Below are 25,065 nucleotides of genomic sequence, written 5' to 3' on the forward strand. Positions count from 1 at the left end.
GACTCAACTATCAAAATATGACCTTTATTTCAGTGAGAGCGATAACCTACATTCTAATACAAGATTAGATATTTTTCGTGAGACGTGTCCAAGAGGTTGCGCATAGGTTTATAAAATGTTGTCAATTTGCGGCGCAAAACGATTTAAAGCGAATTATCAGTGAATTGCTTTATGGACAGGTCAATGTATAGGGAGTGTATAAAAGGAGATTTACATAATGTGTGGCAACACGTTAAGCCAGCTAAAGGGGAAATCAGAGCACATTAACGTATGGAATCGTAAGTAAGCAAAAAGAGAGCCGAAGCTCTCTTTTCTAGGTGTAATGGTCGGACTGACAAGATTTGAACTTGCGACCCCCGACACCCCATGACGGTGCGCTACCAAGCTGCGCTACAGTCCGATGCCTGTTAATTTAATCGTAAATCATCGGCAGGTCAATGCAATAACACTATGATTTAGTTACTTTTTGCATAAAATCGTTGCAATTCAGTTAAACCTTGCATCAACACAGGAAGCGTTGGGTTCTCATCTTTCAGGCGTTGATAGTTAGCGTCGTACAATTTGTAGTTACCAAATTTATCAATCACTGTCGTGTCTTTGGTGGTAATCAATGCCAGTTCACGAGAATCACCAGCCAAAATCCAGCGACGTTTACGTTCATCAAATAGATTTCGACCACTGCTAAAGTCTGTCGGATTAGACGAGACGCCGAGTAAATCTTGCATGAGCGTGACCGACATATCTAAGTGACTGGTTCTATGCTGGTATTCTGCGGCCAATTTACCAGGCCAGTGAATAACCATAGGTACTTTTAGCTGATACTGGCTGTAGTTTGTGTTTGAGCCCCAACTGTTTGTTTGAGTTTCGTTGAACTCTGTTGCATGGTTGGAGGTGATAACAATCACTGTTGAACTGTCGAGCCCTAGCTCTGTCACTTGTTGCAGCAGTTGGTTGAGCTCAGTATCGGCTTGAGCGACCGATTTTTGGTAGCCCGATTTGAGCTTTTCTTCTGTTGAACGTTGTTTATTGCCTTGATTGAAACTACTAAAGTTATCGACTGTCGTGAGTTCGACATAGCTAAACCAAGGTTTTTTGCTCTGTTGCTTAACCCATTCACTCCAAGCTTCAATCGCTTGATGATCAGCCGATTTAGCATCATTGAAGGCAATGCCGTTGAAATTCATACCACGGAACACCGTTTCACCGTATAAAGGCTCATCGAAGTTATCAGCGCTGAATAAGCCAAACTGGTACTGTTTGTCGAGCAACGTATCAATGATAATTGGCTTAGAACCTTGAGTTTTGATACTGCTTGCGTAACTACTTGGTAAACCATAGAACAGACCAAAAATACCAAACGAGTCGTTGCTTGAGCTGTAATGATTAGTGAAATTTAAGTTATCTTGAGCAAAGGCATAGGTAGCGGGCATCGTTTGCTCGGTCAGCATATCTGCTCTGAGATTGTTGACACTGACAACTAAAATATTCAGTGAGTTAGCACGGCGGTTAAATTCAATTTTTTCCAGTGGATAACGCACTAGTTCTGTGCTGTCTTGGCTCTGTTCTAAGCGCTTAAGGTACTCATCGCGATCCAGTAATCCGTGTCTTTCCATAAATGACTTAGCCGTCATTGGATAAGATAATGGGAAGTTTGCGCGCTGAGCCGTAATTGAGTTGTAGAAATAAGCATCCGCCCAGACGTAAATCAGATGGCTAGCAATAAAACTGACGAAAAACAGCGCCGCTAATGGTCGGCCAACATGTTTGTGAGAGAGTTTGCGTTGTTTGCGCCATACCCACTCTGATAGAGCCAGTTGCAGCAAGAAGATCAACGGTAAAACAATAAATAGATGTTGTAGGTCAACGGTGATCGCAGAGCTTTCATCACTGAACAGTACCTCCCATACGACGGGAGTCAGGTGTAAATTAATGGTCTGATAGGCCTGAGTATCGACTAAGAGAATCGTCAGACCAAGGGTAGCAAAACAGACCGCCACCAACCGGAACAGTTTTCGTGACGGTATGATAAAGGTGAGAGGAAAGAGAACTAACAGGTATAACGCGAATACCAAAAAGCCAAAATGACCAACCCAAGAGATCATCAAATAGAATTGACCAAGTAGCGTTTCCGGCCACGGTGACTGAGAGATATAACGGGTTCCGATCAGCATTGCCGCGATGATGTTGAAAAAGGCAAACCAATGCCCCCATCCCACTAAACGCGATACGCGTTCGCCGTATGTGTTTCCGTTATCGACCATGTATGTGTTCTATGTCCGTTATTATTCTTAATGTTTTTTGTCTTCAACTGAAGAAACAAGCGCTTCTGCAAATTTTTCAGCAATTGCTTTGCGTTGTGAAGCGGCAACGTCTTGATTTAAGACATTGGTTGCGATATTTCCAGCAATCATTAACGCAAGCTCCGGGCCAGCAGAATGTTTTTCAAGTACTGCAGCTACTTCTGCAAGAATTTGTTCTACTTTTGCGTCGCTGTATTTAGATGTAATCGGCATAAAGACTCTAATGATGATAGTAAAGCGGCTTATGATAACCTACAATGCCACGCAACTGAAACCTACGCAGTGATAAATTTCATCATGAGCCTTCATCTATCAAACGTTATCCTACATCAATTACAGAAAAACGATGCAGATGAACTAGTTGTTAATTTCCGTTCTGAGTCTCTATCTAACGACACTTCGACCGAAAACCTAGTTGCCGAGCTTCATCGTGTGTTCAACTCAAAAGCTGGTAAAGGCTTTGGTTCTTTTACATCAGACAGTGAATTTCACAACTGGTTGCAAGAGTTGCGTCAGGGAAATCAAAACTTTTATGATTTTTCGCAGTTAAGTGCCAATCGTCTCAAAGATGAGCTATCCAAATACCCCTTTGCTGACGAAGGTATTTTGGTGATTGCTGAGTATCAATCGCTTGCGACGGACTATTTATTTGTGGCAATTGTCCCGTCAAACCAGAGCCTCAAAGTGACAGAAGGTCTCGACATTAGCGCAACCGACTATTTAGATCTGAGTAAAATGGATATTGCCGCGCGTATCGATTTGACCAGCTTTGAAACCGATAAAGATTCCAACCGTTATCTCGCTTACATTAAAGGTCGAGTTGGGCGTAAAGTGGCGGACTTTTTCCTCGATTTTCTGCAAGCAGAAGTGGGCTTAGATACTAAAGTACAAAACCAAGTCCTGATGCAGGCGGTTGAAGACTTTTGTGCGGACTCTAAACTCGAAAAAGAAGAAGCGATCAGTTACAAAAAACAAGTGGCTGACTATTGTAATGAGCAGATTAAGTCTGGTGATGAAGTTCAAGTTCGCGAGTTGTCAGGGGAGTTGCCACCTTCTCACGATGGAACGAGCTTTCTCGATTACACGCAAGAACAAGGTTACCAATTGGAAGAGAGCTTCCCGGGTGATCGCGCTGCAGTGCGTAAGTTGACTAAGTATGTCGGTGCCGGCGGTGGTCTCAATGTTAGCTTTGATAGTTTGCTGCTGGGCGAGCGTATTTTTTACGATCCAGAGACAGACACGTTAACTATCAAGGGAACACCACCGAATCTTCGCGATCAGTTAACCAGAAACAAATAGTCACTCAAATATCGGATAAACTGCAACATTTTTGCAGTTTATCCTCCCTTTCTGTTTGATAGTGTATATGCTTGTAATACTAGGAATTTATCAACAGGTAAGGGCATGTACGGCAAAACGCTGAAACTTGGATTGGCATTGTTTGCGATATGGTCAGTGAGTATCGCAGCAATCACCCTCAGCTACCGTTCAACAGAAGCAACCAAAGAGCATATATATGAGTTAGGTAGCAGTGTCGACGCGCTACGCGATTCATTCTTTTTCAAAGCTTCATATCATACTCAAATGAGTGATTCTCAGGCACTGAAACTCCAGCTTATCTATGCGCTTCGCCTGCAACTTGAAGCTGACTACCCACATCATTGGCTAATGCCAGACATCCACCGTTTACTTTTTACTACAGACCGTTTTATTGAACTGTCGCAAGTCTACCTCGATAACAACTTAGATTTACTTAGCCTTGTGCAACATATAGGTGCGATGCGACAGCGTTATCAGGATCTGGCGGTCAACTCACTTTATCTTCGTTTAAGTTCCAATGTGTTAGAAGCGGTATTTGGCAACAGCAGCACCAGTCCACAGGTCTATCGAGATCTGGACAATGTCTATTCCCAATCAAATGAACTGCTTGAAAAAGAACGACGTGATTTGCAACAAACTCTTGCTCAAGTCTCTGCGGTATTAGGTGGATACGCACAAGGGCGATACATCGTTGATAAACTACAAAATCACAATGTCTATGAGCAAATAGATGTGCTAAGAGGGGAGTTTGACCAGCTACTGATACGTCATAATATCGCAGCTCTAATTGTGACTCTGTTTGCCCTTAGCGGCTTTGTGCTGCTGCTTTATTCCGCGAGTAGACGCGATCTTGTCTCACCACAAAATCAATCCGAGCCTACAGCCGACAGTCCAGCACCCGAAGGGGAACCTGTGCAGCATGAGGAACATCCTAAAGTAACAGAAGAGCTTGAGGTGGTACCGGAAAACAATCCGGAGCAAGAGGCAGCGACTGAGGTAGAGAGCGAAGTGACGGAAATTGACTTTGACAAGATGCTGGAGTCGTTAAATAACGATATGGAATCGGTATGTATGTTGCTTGCAGTGTTTATAGAAGATCATACCGGAGACGCAGATAAAATCGGGCAACTCATCGAACATTCGCCAGAAGACGCCCAACGCAAGGCCCACAGTTTGAAAGGCGTTGGAGGCAACCTAGCCGCCAGCAAACTTAGGGCAGCAGCGACCAAGGTGGAAATTGCGATTAAAGAGACCAATAGTGTCGATGCAGAGCTACTTGATGAGTTGAAGATACATTTAGCACGCGCAATAGAGGAAGCTAAAGTCTTTTTAAATGAGCACAATAGCATAGAAAGCCACTAATAGTGGTGATGTCAGTGATGCGTCTTGTACCGTTAATGGCAAACAAGCGCCTTTATGCAGACGCTTCTTGGTTGGCTTAGAGTGAAGCTGTTTGCCTAGTCAGTTCAGCTTCGTTGTCCATTGACTCGTTACTCGTGATTGGTTCGCATTTGTCTACAAACCAACCTAGATAAGAAGTCACTATGGTCACTATGATACAAACGAAGCTCAGCCACATAAATGGCGCGTACGAGAGCGTTGCTACACCAAGAATGCTGGCCATATAGATACCGTTGTCACTCCAAGGCACCATACCTGAAGTTAATGTCCCGCCAAATTCAGCATTGCGCGATAAGTTCTTACGTTGATAGCCTAAACGATCATAGTTCTTAGCGCATATTTTCGGCGTTAAGATCAAAGATACGTACATCGCGGAGCCAAATACATTGCCCATAAAGGCCGTGCCGATAGTGCTGGTTGCCAGAGATCCAGCACTTTGGACACGACGTTCAAATAATTTGGCAATAGTCTCTAAAACTCCCACTTTATCCAGTAAGCCACCGAAACCGAGACCGAAGACGATGACTGCTACTGAGCCGAGCATCGACGACATACCTCCTCTGTTAAGAATTGAATCGATAAAGTTAACCCCAGACTCGATTTCAAACGGCGCCCAAGCGGTATTGAATGCTTGTAGAAAGTTGATGTCCTGAATCATTACTGCCCATACCACACCGAGCAAAGAACCAAAACTGATCACAGGAAAAGAAGGCATTCGCATCGCAAGAAGGGCAAGCACTATGATGACAGGTACAAATGAGTACGGTGTGATGTAAAACTGCTCTTCCATGGCTTGGATGACGGATTGAACCTGAGTCATATCGACGTTACCCGCATAATGGAAACCAAATCCGGTGAACATGATGCCAGTAATGACGTAACTAATTAAAGCAATAGGTAGCATGCCTTTGATGTGTTCGACCACTTCAACATTCGACATCGATGAGGCCAAAATCACCGAATCTGACAAAGGGGACATTTTATCGCCAAAGTAACAGCCCGACAGCACTGCACCTGCTGTAATAGGCGCGGGGACACCTAAACCCTGACCGATCCCCATCATTGCAATGCCAGCGGTACCCGCTGCGCCCCAAGAAGTACCTGTCGCAAGCGCGGTGAGAGAGCAGATGATCATGGTGGCTAAAAGAAAAATCGAAGGATGGATGGCTTTTAGCCCATAGTAGATGATTGTTGGCACGATGCCACCAGAGATCCAAGTACCAACGAGTGCGCCTACCGCCAGTAAAATCAGCACCGCGGCCAAACCATTTGATATGCCATTGAGGGCGGCGGCCTCTAAATCTTTATATTGGTGGCCTAGGCGGATACCAAGCACCATGATGATAAACCAACCTATGTATAAGGCGAGTTGAATCGGCAAGTCGAGTTTGGCGGTAAATGAAAATGCCATTAACAAGAATAAACCAAGGGAGACGGCAACCTGCGCTAAGTTAGGTAAGCGGGGAGTATGTTGTGTCATACGGGGCCTCTTTATTTTTATTTATTAACACAAACAGTGGTACGGACCGTTTGCCAAGGAGGATAAATCCCATATTTGGGAGGTCGTGTACTGTACATTATTTGGATTAATATTTCGATTATTTGTCATTTTGTATTCGTTATAACTATTTATTGGTTTGTTTTTGGTTAAATATTTTTACTAAGTTAGGGTGATGTTGTCTGGTGTATAACGAGATGTGATGTTTGTGTGGCACGTTGTTATTGTCGTTGCTTTACTGTGGATGTTTTGTGTTTGCCAAAATAACAACGGGTGAAAAATGATACAAAACAGGGCTTTTAAGCGAAATTGGCAAAACTCGAGATAAAAGTTACACATTTGACGTAATTTTCACTTGAGATTTTGCTGTGAAAATTGAATATTGATGTATTCCCTTTTTTAAAATTGAATACACGGAGAGTTGAGAATGAGAGTAGGTTTAGTCGGTTGGCGTGGCATGGTTGGTTCTGTATTAATGCAGCGTATGGTTGAAGAGAAAGACTTTGACCTCATTGAACCGGTATTTTACAGCACGTCTCAGGTCGGTATTCCGGCGCCAAACTTAGGCAAAGATGCAGGTATGCTACAAGATGCTTTCGACATTGAAAGCTTAAAGCAGTTGGATGCTGTCATTACCTGTCAAGGTGGTAGCTACACGGAAAAGGTTTATCCGGCGTTACGTCAAGCAGGTTGGAAAGGTTACTGGATTGACGCTGCTTCAACTCTGCGTATGGCTCAAGATTCGATTATCACGCTAGACCCAGTTAACTTAAGTCAAATTCAGCAAGGTATTCACGCTGGAACCAACACGTTTGTTGGCGGTAACTGTACGGTCAGCTTAATGCTTATGGGCTTGGGCGGCCTATTTGAGAAAGGTCTGGTGGAGTGGACCAGCGCAATGACTTACCAAGCCGCATCAGGTGCAGGCGCGCAAAATATGCGTGAGCTGATTTCTCAGATGGGCGTCATTAATGACTCAGTGAGTTCAGAACTTGCAAATCCTTCAAGCTCGATCTTAGATATCGATAAAAAAGTCGCTGATACCATGCGTAGCGGTTCTTTCCCTACTGATAAATTTGGTGTTCCTCTGGCGGGATCGTTGATCCCGTGGATTGATGTTAAGCGTGACAACGGCCAAAGCAAAGAAGAGTGGAAAGCAGGCGTTGAAGCGAATAAGATCCTTGGCTTCCAGGATGCTCCAGTGCCAATTGATGGTACGTGTGTGCGTATTGGCGCAATGCGTTGTCACTCACAAGCATTGACCATCAAACTAAAACAAAATGTGCCGATGGATGAGATCGAAGAGATGATCGCGACTCACAATGATTGGGTTAAAGTCATTCCAAACGACCGTGATATTACGGCTCAAGAACTGACGCCAGCTAAAGTAACGGGGACGCTTTCGGTTCCAGTTGGCCGTCTACGTAAGATGGCAATGGGAGATGATTTCCTCAATGCATTTACCGTGGGTGACCAATTACTGTGGGGTGCTGCAGAGCCACTACGTCGTACGCTGCGTATTATCCTTGCTGAAAAATAGTAATTATCTCCATGAAAAAGCGCCCTTTGGCGCTTTTTTTATTGCTTGAGCAAACAAAGACTCGAGCGGTTTATCGTTCTACCTCTGGTACAAGAAGCGCTCGAAATTGGCACTTAAATCGTCGCTATTAAATACCGAACCTGTTTTACCTTGTAGCAGTATACTTCTCGCCACGGTATACATATCTGGCGAAAGCGGAATATAGCCTGATTTGGTGACACTATGACTGATGTTGTTCTGCTTGAGATAGAGACTCAGAAAGCGCCTTAGAGATTCACGATTTTCTAAAGAGTGTTTATTGACATAAATGAACAAAGGACGAGATAGAGCGCTGTAACGACCATCGGTGACATTTTTTACACTGGGTAACACCGCATCACTATCGCCATCTGCAATCGCTACGGCTTTGAGCTTGTTCTGGTTTTTGGTGTAGTAGGCAAAGCCTAGAAAAGCGAGCGCATTCTGATCAGCCGCCACTTCCGCTACCATAGCCGTATCATCTTCATTTTCCATATAGTCTCTCCTGCTAGCTGCCTTATCAAGCACGACATTGACAAAATAATCGTATGTCCCTGAATCAGGGCCAGGGCCGTGAAGTTTTAATGTATAGGGCGGATAAGCGTGATTGACTTTGTCCCAACTGGTGATCTGTTGTTCAGAGCTTGAGCGCCAGATTAAATTGAGCTCCTCAAGTGACAATGCATCGAGCCAGCTATTCTGTTTATTGACTACCACAGTGATGGCATCCAGCGCCACTGGGAGTTCAAGAAACTCGATACCATTGGCTTTGCACAGCGACTTTTCACTCTCTTTGATCGGGCGGGATGCATTAGAAATGTCTGTGCGGCCACGACAAAACTTTCGAAATCCCCCCCCAGTTCCTGTGATGCCTACCACCACTTGCGTCTGGGTGCCTTCGGCGAGCATAAACTGTTGTGCGACTTGATGAGTGATGGGGTAAACCGTGCTAGAACCCTCGATCTTGATTAAATCTTTTGCTCCTGCGTTACAAGAGGCAGAAGCAATCATTAACCAAGCTAGTCCATGAGCTAGAGTTTGAGAGAATTTGAGCATGTTGGCCGCAGTAAAATGGATTCGTCATCGATGATTAGGCACAGAAAACTAATGCATCTCTGTTATCTGAGCAACCAGCTCAGGATAAATTTCATCAAATCTTAATAACTAGAATGAATCAGCAACAGATTCATATTGTTGACACAATTACTGAATATCCTCCTTGCTCTTAAATTCAATGAACACTTTGTCAGCTATTTGACCAACTTATTTTTTATGAAGCGCAAGTTCCTTTTCACCTCCATACTCGCCACATTAGTTATCGCCATCACCTCGGTCTTGGTCTCTCAATCTACTCATCTTCTGGTTAAGAAATCACCGCTTGCTGAGGCAGCGGCAGAAATCAAAGTTAACGGTACGCTCGCGTATCTGTGGTTCGATGAAATTATGTCAGGTGATACTGCGCAATCAATTCAAGAAGTTTGGTACTACTTAGAAATAGCAGATTGGCATGTTGTTGCCCTGCTAGAAGGCGGCGAAAGTATTATGGGCAGCTACCAGCCAGTGCAAGACCCAGAGATAAGAAAACGCCTTATTGCGTTACGTGAAATGTTGGCTGAATTTCGCGTCAATGCTGAAGCTAATTACCAATATGTACTTTCCGATCGCGCACTAGCAGTCAACTCAGTGCGTCGTGATGAGCAGTTTTTAGAATTTGCCAGTAAAGCTGATGAAATCCAACGCGTTATTAAGGCGAGCTATGAGGCTGGGATCAAGAGCTACACCAACACCAGTATCTCTCTGATCATTGCGGTCATCGTGATTGCCGCGTATTCGATCCGTTTGCAGCACAAGCATGAGAAAAGTCGTGACTCATTGCTCAAATCGCTCACTGATGCCAAGAATGATATCGAAGAGAAAAACACCCAACTGCACAACCAAGCTTATTTTGACTCGTTAACTGATTTGCCAAACCGTAGTTTATTTTTGGATCGACTCAATCAATCGATATTAAACGCTGAGCGCTCGAAAAAGTCTTTTGCGCTGTTATTTATTGATCTTGACCACTTTAAAGATATTAACGACCAATATGGTCATGACATTGGCGATCAGCTACTTAAACAGGTAGCAAAACGTATCAATCAGTGCATTCGTGTCACGGATTTGTCAGCGCGGTTTAGTGGTGACGAATTTGTGGTGGTACTTGGTCATTTAAATGATGTCAGCAGTGCCATCAGCGTTGCCAATAAAATTGCCTCTAAGCTGACTCACTCTCTATCGCAGCCTTTTCAGTTAAATAATGTCAGTGCTTACGTTTCCGCCAGTATTGGTATTTCTATCTATCCTGAAGACAGCGCAACACAAGATACCTTGATTCGTTATGCCGATAACGCCATGTATCATGCCAAAGCGATGGGTAAGAATAACTTCCAATTTTATTCTAAAGAGCTCAACCGTATTGCGATGTCGCAAAAGCAAACAGAAAATGAACTGGCGATTGCGATAGAGCGTGATGAGTTCGAGTTGCATTATTTACCTAAATGGAACCTCCAAACGGAGCAAATTGAAGGCGTCGAGGCTTTGGTTCGTTGGAATAATCCACACAAAGGCTTGCTCTACCCCAATGATTTTATCCCAGTGGCAGAGTCGACAGGCCAGATCCGTTTGCTTGATTTGTTAATTGCCCGCAAAGCGCTCGCGCAGCAGAAGAGATGGATAGAGCAAGGAGTAGAGTTGGGGATTGTCGGGATCAATATCTCTGCCAGCAGTCTTAAACATCCAGACTTTTTTGCTCGTCTCAAGCAGATTATTGTCCAGTCGGGTGTCGCGAGCAACAAGCTGGAAATTGAGATCACCGAAACCGTGATGGTTGAGAACATCGAAGTCGCTCAGGTGATTTTTTCTGAGTTGAAGCACCTGGGTGTGCGCATCGCCCTCGACGATTTTGGCACGGGTTTCTCTTCACTCTCATATCTCAAAGACTTTGACTTTCAAACCATCAAAATCGATCGCAGTTTTGTGATGGATTACGCTACAAACAACACCTCCTCGGTGCTGCTAAAGTCGATTATTCAATTGGGTAGAGAGCTCGGAGTTTCTGTGGTTGCCGAAGGGGTAGAAACACAACAGCACCAGCAAGACCTGTTGGCAATGGGCTGTACGATTGGTCAGGGTTTCTATCTGAGCAAACCTTTGCCAGCGAGTGCCTTAGTCGAGCAGTTATTTCCGAGATCTGCAGATAGCAATGTTGTGCGGCTGCATCTCGCTACTTAGAACGGCCTTGTTCATCAACCGAGACAACACGCTTATCGGGGTCGGCTAACTGGCTACCGCAGTGTTTACAAAATAGTGCATCGGATTCGTGCCCTGAGCGGGAACAGTTTGGGCACTTAACCAGAGATTTGTGTGAGTTCATCTCTTGATGCAACTCCGCGGTAATAATTCCGGTCGGTACGGCTAGAATCGAATAACCCAACAACATGGTTATCGCGGCGATACCTTTGCCGAGGGCCGTTTGTGGAACGAGATCGCCATAGCCGACAGTGGTAATGGTTACAATGGCCCAGTAAATACTTTGCGGAATGCTGGTAAAGCCGTTTTTAGGCCCTTCTATCACGTAGATCAGTGCGCCAAATATCGTCACTAATATGGCTACGGTGCTAAAGAAAATGAAGATTTTTCTTCTTGCCATCAGCAAAGAGCGCAGCAGCAGGTTGGAATCTTGCAGGTAGCGAACCAGTTTCAGAATGCGGAAAATTCGCATGATTCGCAGGGCTCGGATGACACCCATAAACGTCGCAGCAGGAAAGAAAAAGGCGAGGTAAGTAGGCAGTATCGCCAGCAAGTCAATTACGCCATAAAAGCTTTTCGCGTAAGCCGTGGGCTTGGGCGAGCAATAAAGCCGTAGAAGGTACTCAATCGTGAATAGGGCGGTGAAGGTATATTCTAAGTATCGGAGCTGAATACCCCAATTGGCGTTGACGGAAGGAACTGACTCGAAAACCAATACTGCCAGCGATGCCAATATTGCCGCGATAAGGGTAATGTCGAATGCGCGTCCAGCTTTGGTATGAGTACCAAAGATCACTATGTAGAGATGATGCTGTAAAGAATGTCTAGTCATGATAGAGCGAAATGGTAACGGGTCACTCTATCATACTCGATAATTTACATTAGGCTAACCCGGGAAATAGGTTACGCAGACCATTGGCGATGAACTCGATGCCCAGAGCCCCAAGAATCAAACCCATAATACGTGTGATCACGTTAATCCCCGTCTGGCCTAAGAAGCGTACGATCAACGGAGCGGAGCGGAATAGTAACCAAGTACACAGTGCAAACACGACAATCGTAGCTATGATGCCAACGGTATCAAATGCACCAGGGTAGCGTGAACCATAAACTATGGTAGAGCTGATCGCACCTGGTCCTGCCATCAAAGGCATGGCTAATGGCACCACACCAATTTGCTCACGGCTAACATATTCAGATCGTTCCTGCTTGTTTTGTTTATCTTCACCCAACTTACCGCTCATCATCGAAAAAGCAATACTCAGAAGTAGCAATCCGCCTGCCACACGAAACGAATCGAGTGAGATGCTAAACATATCAAGTAGCATCTGGCCCGCTAAAAGCGAAACAACCAAGATTATTGCCACGGCTAAGTTCGCTGTGATAGCGGTTTTGTTCTTTTCTTCTTGGGTCATATGACCGGTCAAAGAAACGAACACAGGCATAATGCCGACAGGGTTAACTGCAGCAACTAAGCCGAGAAAAAACTGCAAAAATATCGCGATTTCGAACGAATGCATTCGGTTTGCCTACACTATGTCAATAGGGTTGAAATTACATGCGAAATATAGTCGAAATTTTACCCTTGAACGAATGAAAAAAACTAAAGTCAAATCAAGTTCATTACTGAGAAAATCTTATTATTGAACAATACGTAAATATTAATGACACAGTTTGTTACGTAGAATACAGGTGAAGATTTGCGCATTAACATAAACGTTAACATTCGCACATTTTAAATAGAAATTGAGAGTAACTATAGAGAGAAACATCGCTTCGCATATACTCTTAGTAGCACAAATTTTATGGATTACATGTAAGTGTGTGGTCAAGAAATGAAACTTTTTTACACAATAAGGTTATTCGTCAAATTAATTGGTTTATTTTTATTAAAAAATATCAATTATGTTTTGTGACTTAAGTTTAATAAATTCATGTGGTTACAAAGGATTTTGAGATTGCAGTACCACTTAGTAGGTAAATAGTTTTTCAGAACTGATCTGGGTCAATTTTTTTCACAACCTGAAATAATATACTCAGTCCTGAAAGCAATTTACTAAGATCTCTGCTTCAACATTCACAGTGACCTTACTAAAAAGTTTTTAATATTTATTTAGGAGATTCACTATGCCTGTAACGAATATGGCTGAACTAGATGCAATGGTAGCTCGCGTTAAAGCGGCTCAAGCAGAGTTTGCTACTTTCTCTCAAGAGAAAGTTGACGCAATCTTCCGTGCAGCGTCTCTAGCAGCTAACCACGCTCGTATCCCACTAGCACAGCAAGCGGTTGCAGAGTCTGGCATGGGTATTGTTGAAGATAAGGTTATCAAAAACCACTTTGCTTCAGAATTTATCTACAACAAATACAAGGACGAAAAAACCTGTGGCATCCTAGAAGAGGATGACAACCTAGGTACTATGACTATCGCAGAGCCTGTAGGTATCATCTGTGGTATCGTCCCAACAACTAACCCAACTTCTACTGCGATTTTCAAATCTCTAATTTCTCTAAAAACTCGTAACGGCATCATTTTCTCGCCACACCCACGTGCGAAGAACTCAACTAACGATGCAGCGAAACTGGTTCTAGATGCAGCAGTAGCAGCAGGTGCTCCAAAAGACATCATCGGTTGGATCGACCAACCATCTGTTGAACTTTCTAACGCGCTTATGAAGCACGACGACATCGCTCTTATCCTCGCAACTGGCGGTCCAGGCATGGTTAAAGCTGCTTACTCTTCTGGTAAGCCAGCAATCGGTGTAGGTGCAGGTAACGTTCCTGTGGTTATTGATGAAACTGCTGACATCAAACGTGCAGTTGCGTCTATCCTAATGTCTAAAACATTCGATAACGGCGTAGTATGTGCTTCTGAGCAAGCCGCTATCGTTGTTGACTCTGTATACGATGAAGTTAAAGAGCGTTTCGCATCTCACAAAGCTTACGTTCTAAACAAAGCAGAAGCTGAGAAAGTACGTAAAGTACTGCTTATCGAAGGTGCACTAAACGCGAAAATCGTAGGTCAACCAGCTGCAGCTATCGCTGAAATGGCAGGTGTTAAAGTACCAGCGGACACTAAAGTGCTTGTTGGTGAAGGTCTAGGTAAAGTTTCTTACGACGACGCATTTGCTCACGAGAAACTATCTCCAACTCTAGGTCTATTCCGTGCTGACGACTTCGAAGATGCAGTCGCTCAAGCGGTAACTATGGTTGAAATTGGTGGTATCGGCCACACATCTGGTCTTTACACTAACCAAGATGTTAACGCAGACCGCATTCGTTACTTCGGTGACAAGCTTAAAACAGCTCGTATCCTAATTAACATTCCGACTACTCACGGTGGTATCGGTGACTTGTACAACTTCAACGTTGCACCTTCTCTAACGCTAGGTTGTGGTTCTTGGGGTGGTAACTCTATCTCTGAGAACGTAGGTCCTAAACACCTTATCAACAAGAAAACTGTAGCGAAGCGAGCTGAAAACATGTTGTGGCATAAACTACCTAAGTCAATCTACTTCCGTCGCGGTAGCCTTCCAATTGCTCTTGGCGACCTAGAAGGTAAGAAACGTGCATTCCTAGTAACTGACCGTTTCCTATTTAACAACGGTTACGCAGATGAAGTAGTAAGCCTACTGAAAGCTCAAGGTATGGAAGTGCAAACATTCTTTGATGTAGAAGCGGATCCAACTCTATCTGTTGTAGAGAAAGGCGCTGAAGCAATGAAGAGCTTCCAACCAGACGTAATCCTAGCGCTAGGTGGTGGTTCACCAATGGATGCGGCTAAGATCATGTGGGTAATGTACGAGCACCCAGATACACACTTTGCTGAACTAGCAATGCGCTTTATGGACATTCGTAAACGTATCTACAAGTTCCCTAAAATGGGCCAAAAAGCTGAGCTTGTTTGTATCACTACTACTTCAGGTACGGGTTCAGAAGTTACACCATTCGCGGTTGTTACTGATGACAAGACTGGCGCTAAGTACCCACTAGCGGACTACGAAATCACGCCAAACATGGCTATCGTTGATGCTAACCTAGTAATGAACATGCCTAAGTCTCTAACAGCGTTCGGTGGTTACGATGCCGTGACCCACGCTCTAGAAGCTTACGTATCAGTTCTAGCGAACGAATACTCTGACGGTCAGGCTCTACAAGCACTTAAGATGCTTAAAGAGTACCTACCATCAAGCTACGCAAACGGTGCAAATGACCCAATCGCTCGTGAGAAAGTACACAACGCTGCAACTATCGCAGGTGTTGCATTCGCAAACGCATTCCTAGGTGTTTGTCACTCAATGGCGCACAAGATTGGTGCTGAGTTCCACTTGCCACACGGCCTTGCGAACGCACTACTAATCTCTAACGTGGTACGTTACAACGCGAACGACAACCCAACTAAACAGACTGCGTTCTCTCAATACGACCGTCCACAAGCACGTCGTCGTTACGCTGAAGTAGCTGACCACCTAGGCCTAAGCCAAGCTGGTGACCGTACAGCTCAGAAGATTGAACGTCTACTAGCATGGTTGGATGAGCTAAAAGTGAACCTAGACATTCCAATGTCTATCCAAGCAGCAGGTGTTGCTGAGTCTGATTTCGTAGCGAAACTAGATGAGCTAGCGGTAGAAGCGTTCGATGACCAATGTACTGGTGCGAACCCACGTTACCCTCTAATCAGCGAGCTGAAAGAAGTGCTACTTGCTTCTTACTACGGTAAAGCATTCGTTGAAGGTGAAACTTTCGAAGGTACGACTGTTATTAAGAAGAAAGCAGACCAAGAAGCGCCAAAAGCAAAAAAAGCTAAAGCTGAAGCGTAATATAGTTGAGCTAGAGATAGGTTTTCGCTAGCACGAAACCTACTAATCGGGAAAAGAACAAGCCTCAGTCGTATGACTGGGGCTTTTTTTCATTGCGCGTAAGTTAGGTTAAAGCAGATAAAAGAAAACCCTCGAATGAGGGTTTTCAGAGCGTATTATTTTTCGTCATCCGGCAGCTTAACGTTGAGCTCCAACACCGAAATGTCGTCATCTTTGTGTTCAAACGTTAGGTCAACCATCGAAGGATCAATCGCGACGTATTTACTGATCACTTTGAGGATGTCTTCCTTAAGTTGTGGTAGATACGAAGGTGCTGGATCATCTTGGCTTCGGCGTTCAGCAACAATAATTTGTAATCGCTCTTTGGCTAAATTCGCCGAGCTTTTTTTCTGTGGACGGAAAAACTCAAGTAGTGACATTTAGCCTCCGAATAGTCGTTTAAAGATGCCTTTCTTCTGTTCAGTCAGGAAGCGGAAATCCACTTGCTCACCAAGCAGGCGTTCAACGGTGTCGTTGTAGGCCATTCCAGCATCAGACTGCTCATCAAAAATTACTGGTACACCTTTGTTAGACGCATTGAGAACCGCTTGGCTCTCTGGAATAACCCCAAGTAACCCTATGTGTAGAATTTCTTCAACGTCTTCAACGCTGAGCATTTCACCTTGATTAACACGAGCTGGATTGTAGCGAGTTAACAACAGATGTTGTTTAACAGGCTCTAAACCTTCTTCGGCGCGGCGAGACTTTGAATCTAGGATGCCAAGAATACGGTCAGAATCACGCACTGACGAAACTTCAGGGTTGGTGGTTACAATCGCTTCATCAGCAAAGTATAGCGCCATTAGCGCACCTTGCTCGATGCCCGCTGGTGAGTCGCAGATAACAAAATCAAATCCCATTTCGTCCAACTCGTCTAGGACACGACGTACGCCTTCTTTTGTCAGCGCATCTTTATCGCGCGTTTGAGACGCGGGCAGAATGAACAGGTTTTCAGTACGTTTGTCTTTGATCATCGCTTGGTTTAGCGTAGCTTCGCCGTTAATGACGTTGACGAAGTCATAAACGACGCGGCGTTCACAACCCATGATCAAATCTAGGTTACGCAGACCGATATCGAAATCGATCACTGCGGTTTTTTTTCCTTTTACAGCAAGGCCTGAAGCGATCGCAGCGCTAGAAGTGGTTTTACCCACTCCACCTTTACCTGATGTGACAACAATAACGCGTGCCATTATGTGTTCCTTATTAGATTAGATCGTTAACAACTCAAACTTGAGTGAGTCGTCATTCAAACTGAACATAACTTTTTGTTGCCAGAACTCGTCGGCGAATTGCTCGGTAAGCCAATAATGGCCGGCAATCGACATAAGTTCGGCATTGAGCTTATTACAGATGATAACTGCACCGGTGTTACCGCTTGCACCAGCGATTGCGCGGCCGCGTAACGTACCATGAATATGAATAGAACCATCTGCAATGACCTCAGCCCCTTCGCTGACGTGATTGAGCACCACGAGATCACTGTCTTTGGCATAAATTTGTTGGCCTGAGCGAACTGGTGTGCGAACAATTTTTGTTGGTGCCATTTTAGCGGGAGCTTGTGTCGGAGACTTACTCGCTGACATAACGGCAAACCTAGCGTCTGATGCTAGGTTCTGTGTGCGCTTGTCTTTGCATCCGGTAATACCAACAGGAATCATGCCAGCTTGGGAAATACCTTCTTTTAGTCTCATAAAGTCAATATCACCATCGACTTTTGAAATATTAATGACAACGGGCGCGTGGGCAAAAAACGCTGGCGCTTGTTCTACCTTTTCTTGTAGAAAATGAATAGTTTTGTCGACATTGTTGTCAGAAAGGTGCAAAACTGACAAAGTAAAGCTACTGCCTTTTAGGTCTGGAGTGTGTGACATCTTTTACTTACAACCTCTTAAGGGCGTTGCCTGAGACTAGGGGTCTCATGTTATATTCCCAGAATAAGCACAGCAAGTTATCTTGCGCTCAATTGAGTGTTTTGCTCTCAAAAATAGCGAAACATTGACGTTCAATGAATTAAACAGACAAAAGGCTTTCCATGCTTTGTGCAATTTACAAAAGTTCTAAAAAAGAAGGGACTTACCTATACATTCCGAAAAAGGATGATTTTTCACAAGTTCCTGACACTTTAATGCAGATGTTTGGCAAACCTATTATGGTTATGGTGGTGAAACTGGACGGACGTACACTGGCACAAGTGGATGTCGAAAAGGTCAAACAGTCGCTTAAAGATGATGGTTTTTTCCTCCAAGTTCCGCCGCCACCCAAAAACCTACTCGATGAATATAAAGAGCAAAAACAAGCTCGTCAGCAATCTGAAGAATAAATAATAATTAGATTGCTGGATTCAGTTGCTCAAGGAGGGCAATGTGAGAAAACTACTGTCAGTCGTTCTGGGAATAACACTTGCCACTTCAAGCTACGCTAATGAAGTGGCCTTTGAACAATATATTGAAGGCTTGAAGCAAGAGGCTCGAACTAGAGGTATTTCAGAGCAGGTCATCAATCAAGCTTTTGAAAATGTTACCCACAAACCAAGAGCGGTAACGGCGGATAAAAACCAGCCGGAAAAGAAACTGACTCTAGATGAATACATTCCTCGTGCGGTGCCGGATTGGAAGGTCAATCAAGCGAAATCGCTTTACGAAAAACATTATCAAGAGCTGAGTCGTATTGGTGAAAAATACGGTGTACAGCCACGTTTTATTGTTGCGTTGTGGGGAGTTGAGAGCAACTTCGGTAAGTTCACCGGAAATTATTCAGTGATTGATGCTTTATCGACACTGGCTTTTGATGGTCGCCGCGAGGCTTTCTTCCGCAGCGAAGCGATGGCAGCGCTACAAATTTTGCAAGAAGGGCATATCTCTGTCGAAGATTTTAAGGGCTCTTGGGCAGGTGCGATGGGGCAATGCCAGTTCATGCCTAGCTCGTTTCTCTCTTTTGCCGCGGATGGTAGCGGTGATGGAAAGAAAGATATCTGGAACACGGAAGCAGATGTCTTTGCGTCGGCAGCTAACTATCTCAGCCAGTCGGGTTGGAACGACAAGTTTACCTGGGGGCGTCAAGTCAAGTTACCTAAAGGCTTTGATACCAGCATCCAAGGCCGCGATGAAGCAAAAGCGAAATACCTTCAGGATTGGAGTCAGATGGGTATTACCCGTTACGACGGGCGTCCGCTACCTAAATTAGATAACGACATCAAGGCATGGTTGATTGCTCCGGATGATGCAAATGGCCGAGTCTATCTGGTCTACAATAACTACAATGTATTAATGAAATGGAACCGGTCTTACTATTTTGCTTTGGCTGTTTCACATCTCGCGGATAAAATTGTGATGTAAACATGATGTCTTGCTGAAAAAATGAGCGTTTGGTCGTTCCCTTTTTCTTAATCATTCTACTCACACATGAGACAATACGGCATGTGTGAGATAGGTTATTGTCAAAGGTTCGCCTAGGGAAAAGATGAACGTTCATCATTTTGTTGCTGATAAATTGTCAGAAGTCGTACTCATGAAGCACAAGCGTCAGTTAATGATGGTACGTGTTCTTGCAGTTTGTGGCGTTACGTTTTTATCTGCTTTTGCTGTTTATAGTTTCTATCGGCAAGCCATTGTTCTGGGAGTGATTCTTAGTGCTTACTCTATTGCCGGGATAATCAGTACAAGGCTGGTTCACCTTGGGCGTCCAAGCGGTATTCATGGCTTAACATTTATTGTCTACTCTTTATGCGTCTATTTAGTGTTTACTGGTGGCTATCAAGGCACAGGTAGCATATGGGCGTACCCCTTATCGGCTATTGGCATTTTTATCAATCCTTTCTCTAGAGGGGTTGCGTTTTCGATTGTGAACCTGATTACGCTCAGTGTACTGCTGGGCACCGAGTTCACGCAGTATGATTACTCAGCAGCCTTGAGTTTTCGACTTATACTCACTCTAATGGCACTGTCTGTGATGTGTCATATCGTCGTGTACTTTCAATCGAAAATGGACGATTACATCCTGAAAATGGATGAGGAGGGAATCCAAGAACTTGCTTATATGGATTCTCTGACCATGCTTGCCAATCGCGCTAGTTTTCTTTCTGTTCTGTCCCATGTTGCGATTGGAAAAGAGCCTAAACGCCGGGCAATCATCTATTGTGATCTGGATAATTTTAAAGCGGTCAATGACCGATATGGTCACGATATGGGTGATATTGTGCTGAGCGAATTTGCTCTTCGCTTGAAGCAATTGATCCAGCAAGAGTTAGGCGAGCGCGTACAAAAATATGATGTTGCCCGTCTTGGTGGGGATGAATTCGCGGTCTTTGTACGTGATGTAAAGGACGGTGATGAAGTGCTGAATATCGGCAAGCAAGTGATAGCGTTATTTGAACAACAACAGATTGAATCACTTAACGAGATTGACGTTGAGGTTAATGTCAGTGTCGGCATTGCGTTTGAATCAACGGCAGAAGGGTTGCGTGAAAGCTTGAAGACGGCAGACAAGGCTATGTACCAGGCCAAAAAAGCTGGGCAAGGAAAGTTAAGTGTTATTGAAGAAAAATGAGCGACTTAAGCCGCTCATTTTATTTTCTACTTCTTGGTGTGGAACTGTTCACAAGCCAGCATAGTGTTTTCAATCAAGCTTGCCACTGTCATTGGGCCGACACCACCCGGTACAGGCGTGATGAAGCTAGCATTCTCTTTCGCTTTGTCGTACTCAACATCACCAACAAGTTTACCTGATTCTAGGCGGTTGATACCGACATCAACCACAATAGCGCCCTGTTTAATCCAGTTACCCGGAATAAAGTTTGGTTTACCAACCGCAACAACAACGATGTCTGCTTGGCGGATATGACTTTCTAAATCTTTGGTAAAACGATGGCAGGTGGTGGTGGTGCATCCTGCAAGCAGTAGCTCAAGAGTCATCGGGCGGCCAACAATATTGGAAGCACCAACGATAACGGCATGCTTGCCACGCAAAGCAATGTTGTAGCGTTCAAGTAGCGTAATTATGCCTTTCGGTGTGCATGAACGTAACTTTGGAATGCGTTGCGCCAAACGGCCGACGTTATAAGGGTGGAAACCATCAACATCTTTTTCTGGATGAATACGTTCGAGTACGTGGGTGGTGTCGATACCAGCAGGGAGAGGTAATTGCACCAAAATGCCGTCAATCTCACTGTCATCATTAAGCTCATCAATAAGAGCGAGCAGTTCTTCTTCAGTGCTGGTGGCAGGAAGATCAAACGATTTAGAGACAAAGCCGACTTCTTCACAAGCACGACGTTTACTGCCGACGTAAACTTGAGAGGCGGGATCTTCCCCGACAAGTACAACCGCTAGGCCTGGCGCGCGTAATCCTGCTTCTTTACGAGCTTTCACTCGGGCTGCTACTTCTGAGCGAACCGTTTGGGAAATAAGAGTTCCATCAATATTTTGAGCAGTCATGACTTTCCTTTGATAACAGTGGCGAATAATTTGCAGCGCATTGTCGCAAATTATTTGATGAACATCTATAAGCAAACGTTTGCTTCGTGGTGTTTTTAAGCAAAATAGTATTCAGTGACCTTTTTTTAGTCAGTCAGATCATAATGTTACTAAAAGCTCTTGTTTTAAGAATATGAACTCGTATAATCCTTTCCCTATAGCGCGCCCTTAGCTCAGCTGGATAGAGCACGTCCCTTCTAAGGATGTGGTCGTAGGTTCGAATCCTACAGGGCGTGCCATTTATTCTTAAAACCCGACAACTCAAAAAGTTGTCGGGTTTTTGCGTTTTTGTTGAAGTGAAAAATGTTCTATAGCGACCAAGTTGAATTGGTTAAAGAACGGTTTGTTATCAGTGTGGTAATAGTGATTGCCAACCTACGTAAACAAGCTCCTATGCACTCCAAAGTGGAACAAATTCAACATCAGAAACGGATTTGTGAGCAACGTTTTCAACAGGTCGCACATGCGTAATGAATCCAATTGCTTGCATAATAAGCGGGCATAGATTGTTTACTGTACTTACGCAATGGTTTTCGGTAGCATGACGTTCCTTTAATAAAATCGAATAGACTAAGCTTGAGCTTGGCACCTTACGTTCAGAGTACATGCGCAGTATCCATACCAAAATTAAACCTGAATTCGAACCGTTATTAGCGGAGCTCGCACTTCATGCTTTGTTGCACTTGCGCACCAATCATACTGCCAACGCGTTACACCAGAAATCACGTTCTCAAATTAACGATGTACTTTCCGCTTGGCTGAATAAAGCTGCGAGCAGCAAAAAGTACAAACCATTTAAAAAGAAAGTGAAAGCCTTAGTTAGCCATGCGCGTGCTCAGCGGCTCGACATGGAATCTATGTTAGGGAACTTATTGACGCCAGTCGCAGGGGACGAGTTACCACATCTTGATAGCTTTCTTTTGTTGGTTAATACGTTAGAAAAAGAGCTTAATACAACGGTTCTTGTCTCACGTCCTGAATCGGTAGACCTGCAACACAATAGCAAGGGGTGTTTATTGTGTGTGCTTTCACCAGACCTTAACGCACACTTTAACAATCGCAATCGTCTTGTCGCGAATATTTCAATGCTGTTTCGTGGTACTCACGGGGAAAAGCATACTTTCCTACGCACTATTTATTCATCTTCACTGTTTGATCACAGTATAGAATTTGAAGACGGTGAATTCGTTCGAATTACGCTCTCGCTGCGCTAACAACAAATATGACCTTAGTGTCGTCTGTTGAAGTCGTATAGATGTGATTGTCTAGACGACACCAAGGGTATTTTAGTGGTTAAGCGAGTTTAAACTTCTGCAGTTGGTCGTTCACTTCACTCACTTCTTGTCGGTAGCTGATCACGATATGATTCATCTTATCAGCAAGTTGGCCTGTATTTTGGGCAATTTCAGTCAATACATCGACATCCAAATCGACCGCTTCACTGGCTTTAGATTGTTCCACCGTTGAATTGGCAATACTGGTGATGTGTTCATTGACCGTCTCGATCAAAACCTCGAGTTGAGAAACGCTATTGGTCACTTCAGAGACTGAGTTGAATGTCGAGTCCGTCGCCTCGCGGCTCTTGTGCATATTGCTTACCGCAGTTTGGGTGTTATTGGTAATGTTAGATAACAGTTGCGAGATATGCTCTGTTGCATCTTTGCTGCGTTGAGCCAGATCTCTCACCTCAGATGACACGACCGCAAACCCACGGCCATGCTCACCCGCACGTGCTGCTTCTATCGCCGCGTTAAGGGCTAGCAAGTTAGTCTGCTCCGAAATGCCATTGATGGTGTCTACAATCTTACTCACGCTCAACGCGTCTTGCTCAAGTTGGAGCATACACTCTTGCGTTTGTTCAATTTGGCTAACTAACGCTTTGACAATCTCGTAGGAATCTTGGCTCTGCTTCTGACAAGTTAACACCTTGTTTGTCATTTGCTCAGTTTCTTCCAACGCTCGTTCAGAAGAAGAGGCGATTTCCAGACTGGACTGAGAAAGCTCTGTCATTGCGGCAGCAATATTGCTGCATTTGTCTGAGGTTGCGCGGCTGCTATCACCCAAATCATTCGCACCTTTAACCATTTGGTCGAGTCTTTGGTTGCTATGATCGTTGGTTTCGGTCACGTTGAGCAACAGGTGCTTAATACTTGCCACCAAGCCGTTGACGCTGAGAGAAATTTGCGACAATTCATTTTTTCCATCTGATTGCAGTGTCATGCTTAGGTCATTAGATTGAGACATGTTGGACAAATCACGGGTTAGCTGGCCGACTCGGTTCTTGAGGCTAGTCAGGCTCATGATCAAACCACCGACTAATATCACCCCTAGACATACGATTGCGGCGAGCATAATGCTTAGCTGCCATTGCGCCGAACGAGCTTGGCTTGTGACCGCGTCAGACATAGTAGCCGCTAACTGGTTACGAATGCTGTTAACTAGCTTAATTCTTTCCGTGGCTAAGCCAAACCATTCTAAAGCGGAAGGGCCTTGTAAGCTGTCTAATTGATTTTTTTGGTCTAAATACTGGTCTTGAATCGCGGTGACTTGCTGCCAGGTTGGGGTGTCTTTGGCCGCTTTTAGCTGAGCTAAAAATTCAGCAGGCATGGCCAGTGTCGCGATACGTTCTGCGTATTGACCTGAGTTAATATAGTTTTCAATCGCTGTATATTGACCCATTGAGGAACTCTTGCGAGCAAAAGCGCCGTTTAATGCCCCACGAACCTGCCCAGCGCGCTCTTTGATGATCATCACTGAATTCAGAGAGCTACCAAGGCGACTCACTTCAGGACTGTTCACTCCAGAAACCAACAGCAACGCGTTATCAATCGCTAATTGATTGAGGTTTGAGTAATAGGCGAATGGTGAGCGAGTGGGGGCTAATTGGTCAACCTGACTCCGAACCTGGTTGATATCGGTGAGTTGGGCATTGACGGATTGCTTTAGTCTGTTGGTGATATCTGCCGCTATGTACTGAGGCTGAAAAGCGTTGAATGCCGCGATATGCTGATCGGCAATAGTACGCTGCGCTTTGAGCTTAGCAACTTGTTCTTGTGCGCCTTTGCTGCCCAATACACCCGCGGTTAAGCCACGTTCGACAGCAAGGTTATGGGCCAGATTGTCAGAGAGTAAAGTCAACTCGATGATCTCTTGTTCTATATTGGCTTGTGACACTGCGCTCTTCTGATTAATCGCCACTTCTACAGCCATTAATAAAGCCAGTACTAAGGGGACGCCGGCAAGGGCAGTAAAGATATGGTGCAGCGAAAAGCGTTTCATAACCGATCGCATATGGGCCTCCTGACATCAGACTTATAATTTTGATTTACTGAGCATAGCCGAAATCAATATGCAATTAAGTGATGTAGG

General features: G+C 44.4%; 20 protein-coding genes and 2 tRNA genes. 10 read left to right on the forward strand and 12 right to left on the reverse strand.

Going from position 1 to position 25,065, the window contains the following annotated elements; all coding sequences use genetic code 11:
• Positions 1-323: 323 nt before the first annotated feature.
• The 3 genes from TW81_RS00910 to TW81_RS00920 form a co-directional block, all read right to left on the reverse strand.
• Positions 324-400, reverse strand: a tRNA-Pro gene (locus TW81_RS00910).
• Positions 401-455: 55 nt separating this feature from the next.
• The gene (locus tag TW81_RS00915; protein ID WP_045953846.1) at positions 456-2,261 is read right to left on the reverse strand and encodes a DUF3413 domain-containing protein; all 1,806 of its coding nucleotides are present in this window, start codon (positions 2,259-2,261) and stop codon (positions 456-458) included.
• 27 nt (positions 2,262-2,288) lie between these two features.
• Entirely contained in the window at positions 2,289-2,513 is a 225-nt protein-coding gene (locus tag TW81_RS00920) for a YejL family protein (RefSeq protein WP_045953847.1), read from the reverse strand.
• 84 nt (positions 2,514-2,597) lie between these two features.
• On the opposite strand from TW81_RS00920, the gene yejK reads away from it, so the two are divergent.
• Both yejK and TW81_RS00930 read left to right on the forward strand, forming a co-directional pair.
• A complete protein-coding gene (gene yejK / locus TW81_RS00925) occupies positions 2,598-3,599 on the forward strand; it encodes a nucleoid-associated protein YejK (protein WP_045953848.1) in 1,002 nt (333 codons plus the stop codon).
• A 105-nt stretch (positions 3,600-3,704) separates the two neighbouring features.
• Positions 3,705-4,982 carry an Hpt domain-containing protein gene (locus TW81_RS00930; RefSeq protein WP_045953849.1) on the forward strand — a complete coding sequence of 426 codons (1,278 nt, stop codon included), beginning with the start codon at positions 3,705-3,707 and terminating at the stop codon, positions 4,980-4,982.
• 76 nt (positions 4,983-5,058) lie between these two features.
• On the opposite strand, the gene nhaC is transcribed toward TW81_RS00930, so the two are convergent.
• A complete protein-coding gene (nhaC, locus tag TW81_RS00935) occupies positions 5,059-6,501 on the reverse strand; it encodes a Na+/H+ antiporter NhaC (protein ID WP_045953850.1) in 1,443 nt (480 codons plus the stop codon).
• Positions 6,502-6,946: 445 nt separating this feature from the next.
• Here nhaC and asd point away from each other — a divergent pair, with 445 nt between their 5' ends.
• Positions 6,947-8,059 carry an aspartate-semialdehyde dehydrogenase gene (gene asd / locus TW81_RS00940; RefSeq protein WP_045953851.1) on the forward strand — a complete coding sequence of 371 codons (1,113 nt, stop codon included), beginning with the start codon at positions 6,947-6,949 and terminating at the stop codon, positions 8,057-8,059.
• A gap of 78 nt (positions 8,060-8,137) precedes the next feature.
• On the opposite strand, the gene TW81_RS00945 is transcribed toward asd, so the two are convergent.
• Complete coding sequence (locus TW81_RS00945; protein ID WP_045953852.1) at positions 8,138-9,133, reverse strand: PstS family phosphate ABC transporter substrate-binding protein; 996 nt, start codon at positions 9,131-9,133, stop codon at positions 8,138-8,140.
• 135 nt (positions 9,134-9,268) lie between these two features.
• Here TW81_RS00945 and TW81_RS00950 point away from each other — a divergent pair, with 135 nt between their 5' ends.
• Entirely contained in the window at positions 9,269-11,347 is a 2,079-nt protein-coding gene (locus TW81_RS00950) for a putative bifunctional diguanylate cyclase/phosphodiesterase (RefSeq protein WP_239424265.1), read from the forward strand.
• Here TW81_RS00950 and TW81_RS00955 read toward each other — a convergent pair.
• Complete coding sequence (locus tag TW81_RS00955) at positions 11,340-12,197, reverse strand: ion transporter (protein ID WP_045953854.1); 858 nt, start codon at positions 12,195-12,197, stop codon at positions 11,340-11,342. The two genes, TW81_RS00950 and TW81_RS00955, sit on opposite strands and share 8 nt — an antisense overlap.
• Before the next feature lie 49 nt (positions 12,198-12,246).
• Positions 12,247-12,885, reverse strand: coding sequence for a YchE family NAAT transporter (locus TW81_RS00960; protein WP_045953855.1), 639 nt, complete (start codon positions 12,883-12,885; stop codon positions 12,247-12,249).
• Between the two features lie 607 nt (positions 12,886-13,492).
• Here TW81_RS00960 and adhE point away from each other — a divergent pair.
• Entirely contained in the window at positions 13,493-16,183 is a 2,691-nt protein-coding gene (gene adhE / locus TW81_RS00965; protein WP_045953856.1) for a bifunctional acetaldehyde-CoA/alcohol dehydrogenase, read from the forward strand.
• A gap of 155 nt (positions 16,184-16,338) precedes the next feature.
• Here the strand turns inward: adhE and minE are convergent, their stop codons facing one another.
• Genes minE through minC form a run of 3 tightly spaced genes read right to left on the reverse strand, consistent with a single transcriptional unit; the run spans position 16,339 to position 18,096 of the window.
• The gene (gene minE, locus TW81_RS00970; RefSeq protein WP_045953857.1) at positions 16,339-16,602 is read right to left on the reverse strand and encodes a cell division topological specificity factor MinE; all 264 of its coding nucleotides are present in this window, start codon (positions 16,600-16,602) and stop codon (positions 16,339-16,341) included.
• Complete coding sequence (minD, locus tag TW81_RS00975; RefSeq protein WP_045953858.1) at positions 16,603-17,415, reverse strand: septum site-determining protein MinD; 813 nt, start codon at positions 17,413-17,415, stop codon at positions 16,603-16,605. It abuts the gene before it with no gap.
• A gap of 18 nt (positions 17,416-17,433) precedes the next feature.
• Positions 17,434-18,096, reverse strand: a complete 663-nt coding sequence (minC, locus tag TW81_RS00980; RefSeq protein WP_045953859.1) for a septum site-determining protein MinC — start codon at positions 18,094-18,096, stop codon at positions 17,434-17,436.
• Positions 18,097-18,257: 161 nt separating this feature from the next.
• On the opposite strand from minC, the gene TW81_RS00985 reads away from it, so the two are divergent.
• The 3 genes from TW81_RS00985 (at position 18,258) to TW81_RS00995 (ending at position 20,770) form a co-directional block, all read left to right on the forward strand.
• The gene (locus tag TW81_RS00985; RefSeq protein WP_045953860.1) at positions 18,258-18,545 is read left to right on the forward strand and encodes a YcgL domain-containing protein; all 288 of its coding nucleotides are present in this window, start codon (positions 18,258-18,260) and stop codon (positions 18,543-18,545) included.
• 43 nt (positions 18,546-18,588) lie between these two features.
• A complete protein-coding gene (locus TW81_RS00990) occupies positions 18,589-19,560 on the forward strand; it encodes a lytic murein transglycosylase (protein WP_045953861.1) in 972 nt (323 codons plus the stop codon).
• Between the two features lie 124 nt (positions 19,561-19,684).
• Positions 19,685-20,770 (forward strand): GGDEF domain-containing protein, encoded by a 1,086-nt coding sequence (locus tag TW81_RS00995; RefSeq protein WP_045953862.1) that lies wholly within the window; start codon positions 19,685-19,687, stop codon positions 20,768-20,770.
• A gap of 26 nt (positions 20,771-20,796) precedes the next feature.
• On the opposite strand, the gene folD is transcribed toward TW81_RS00995, so the two are convergent.
• Positions 20,797-21,657: a bifunctional methylenetetrahydrofolate dehydrogenase/methenyltetrahydrofolate cyclohydrolase FolD gene (folD, locus tag TW81_RS01000; protein ID WP_045953863.1), complete on the reverse strand. Its 861-nt coding sequence runs from the start codon at positions 21,655-21,657 to the stop codon at positions 20,797-20,799.
• 201 nt (positions 21,658-21,858) lie between these two features.
• Between folD and TW81_RS01005 the strand changes: the two genes are divergently transcribed.
• Positions 21,859-21,935: transfer RNA gene (locus TW81_RS01005), tRNA-Arg, on the forward strand.
• Positions 21,936-22,301: 366 nt separating this feature from the next.
• A complete protein-coding gene (locus tag TW81_RS01010) occupies positions 22,302-22,910 on the forward strand; it encodes a DUF2913 family protein (protein ID WP_045953864.1) in 609 nt (202 codons plus the stop codon).
• Positions 22,911-22,989: 79 nt separating this feature from the next.
• Here the strand turns inward: TW81_RS01010 and TW81_RS01015 are convergent, their stop codons facing one another.
• Positions 22,990-24,987: a methyl-accepting chemotaxis protein gene (locus TW81_RS01015; protein ID WP_045953865.1), complete on the reverse strand. Its 1,998-nt coding sequence runs from the start codon at positions 24,985-24,987 to the stop codon at positions 22,990-22,992.
• Positions 24,988-25,065 lie beyond the last annotated feature (78 nt).

Source organism: Vibrio galatheae, from assembly GCF_000967545.1.
In the GTDB taxonomy this organism is placed as follows: Bacteria; Pseudomonadota; Gammaproteobacteria; order Enterobacterales; family Vibrionaceae; genus Vibrio; species Vibrio galatheae.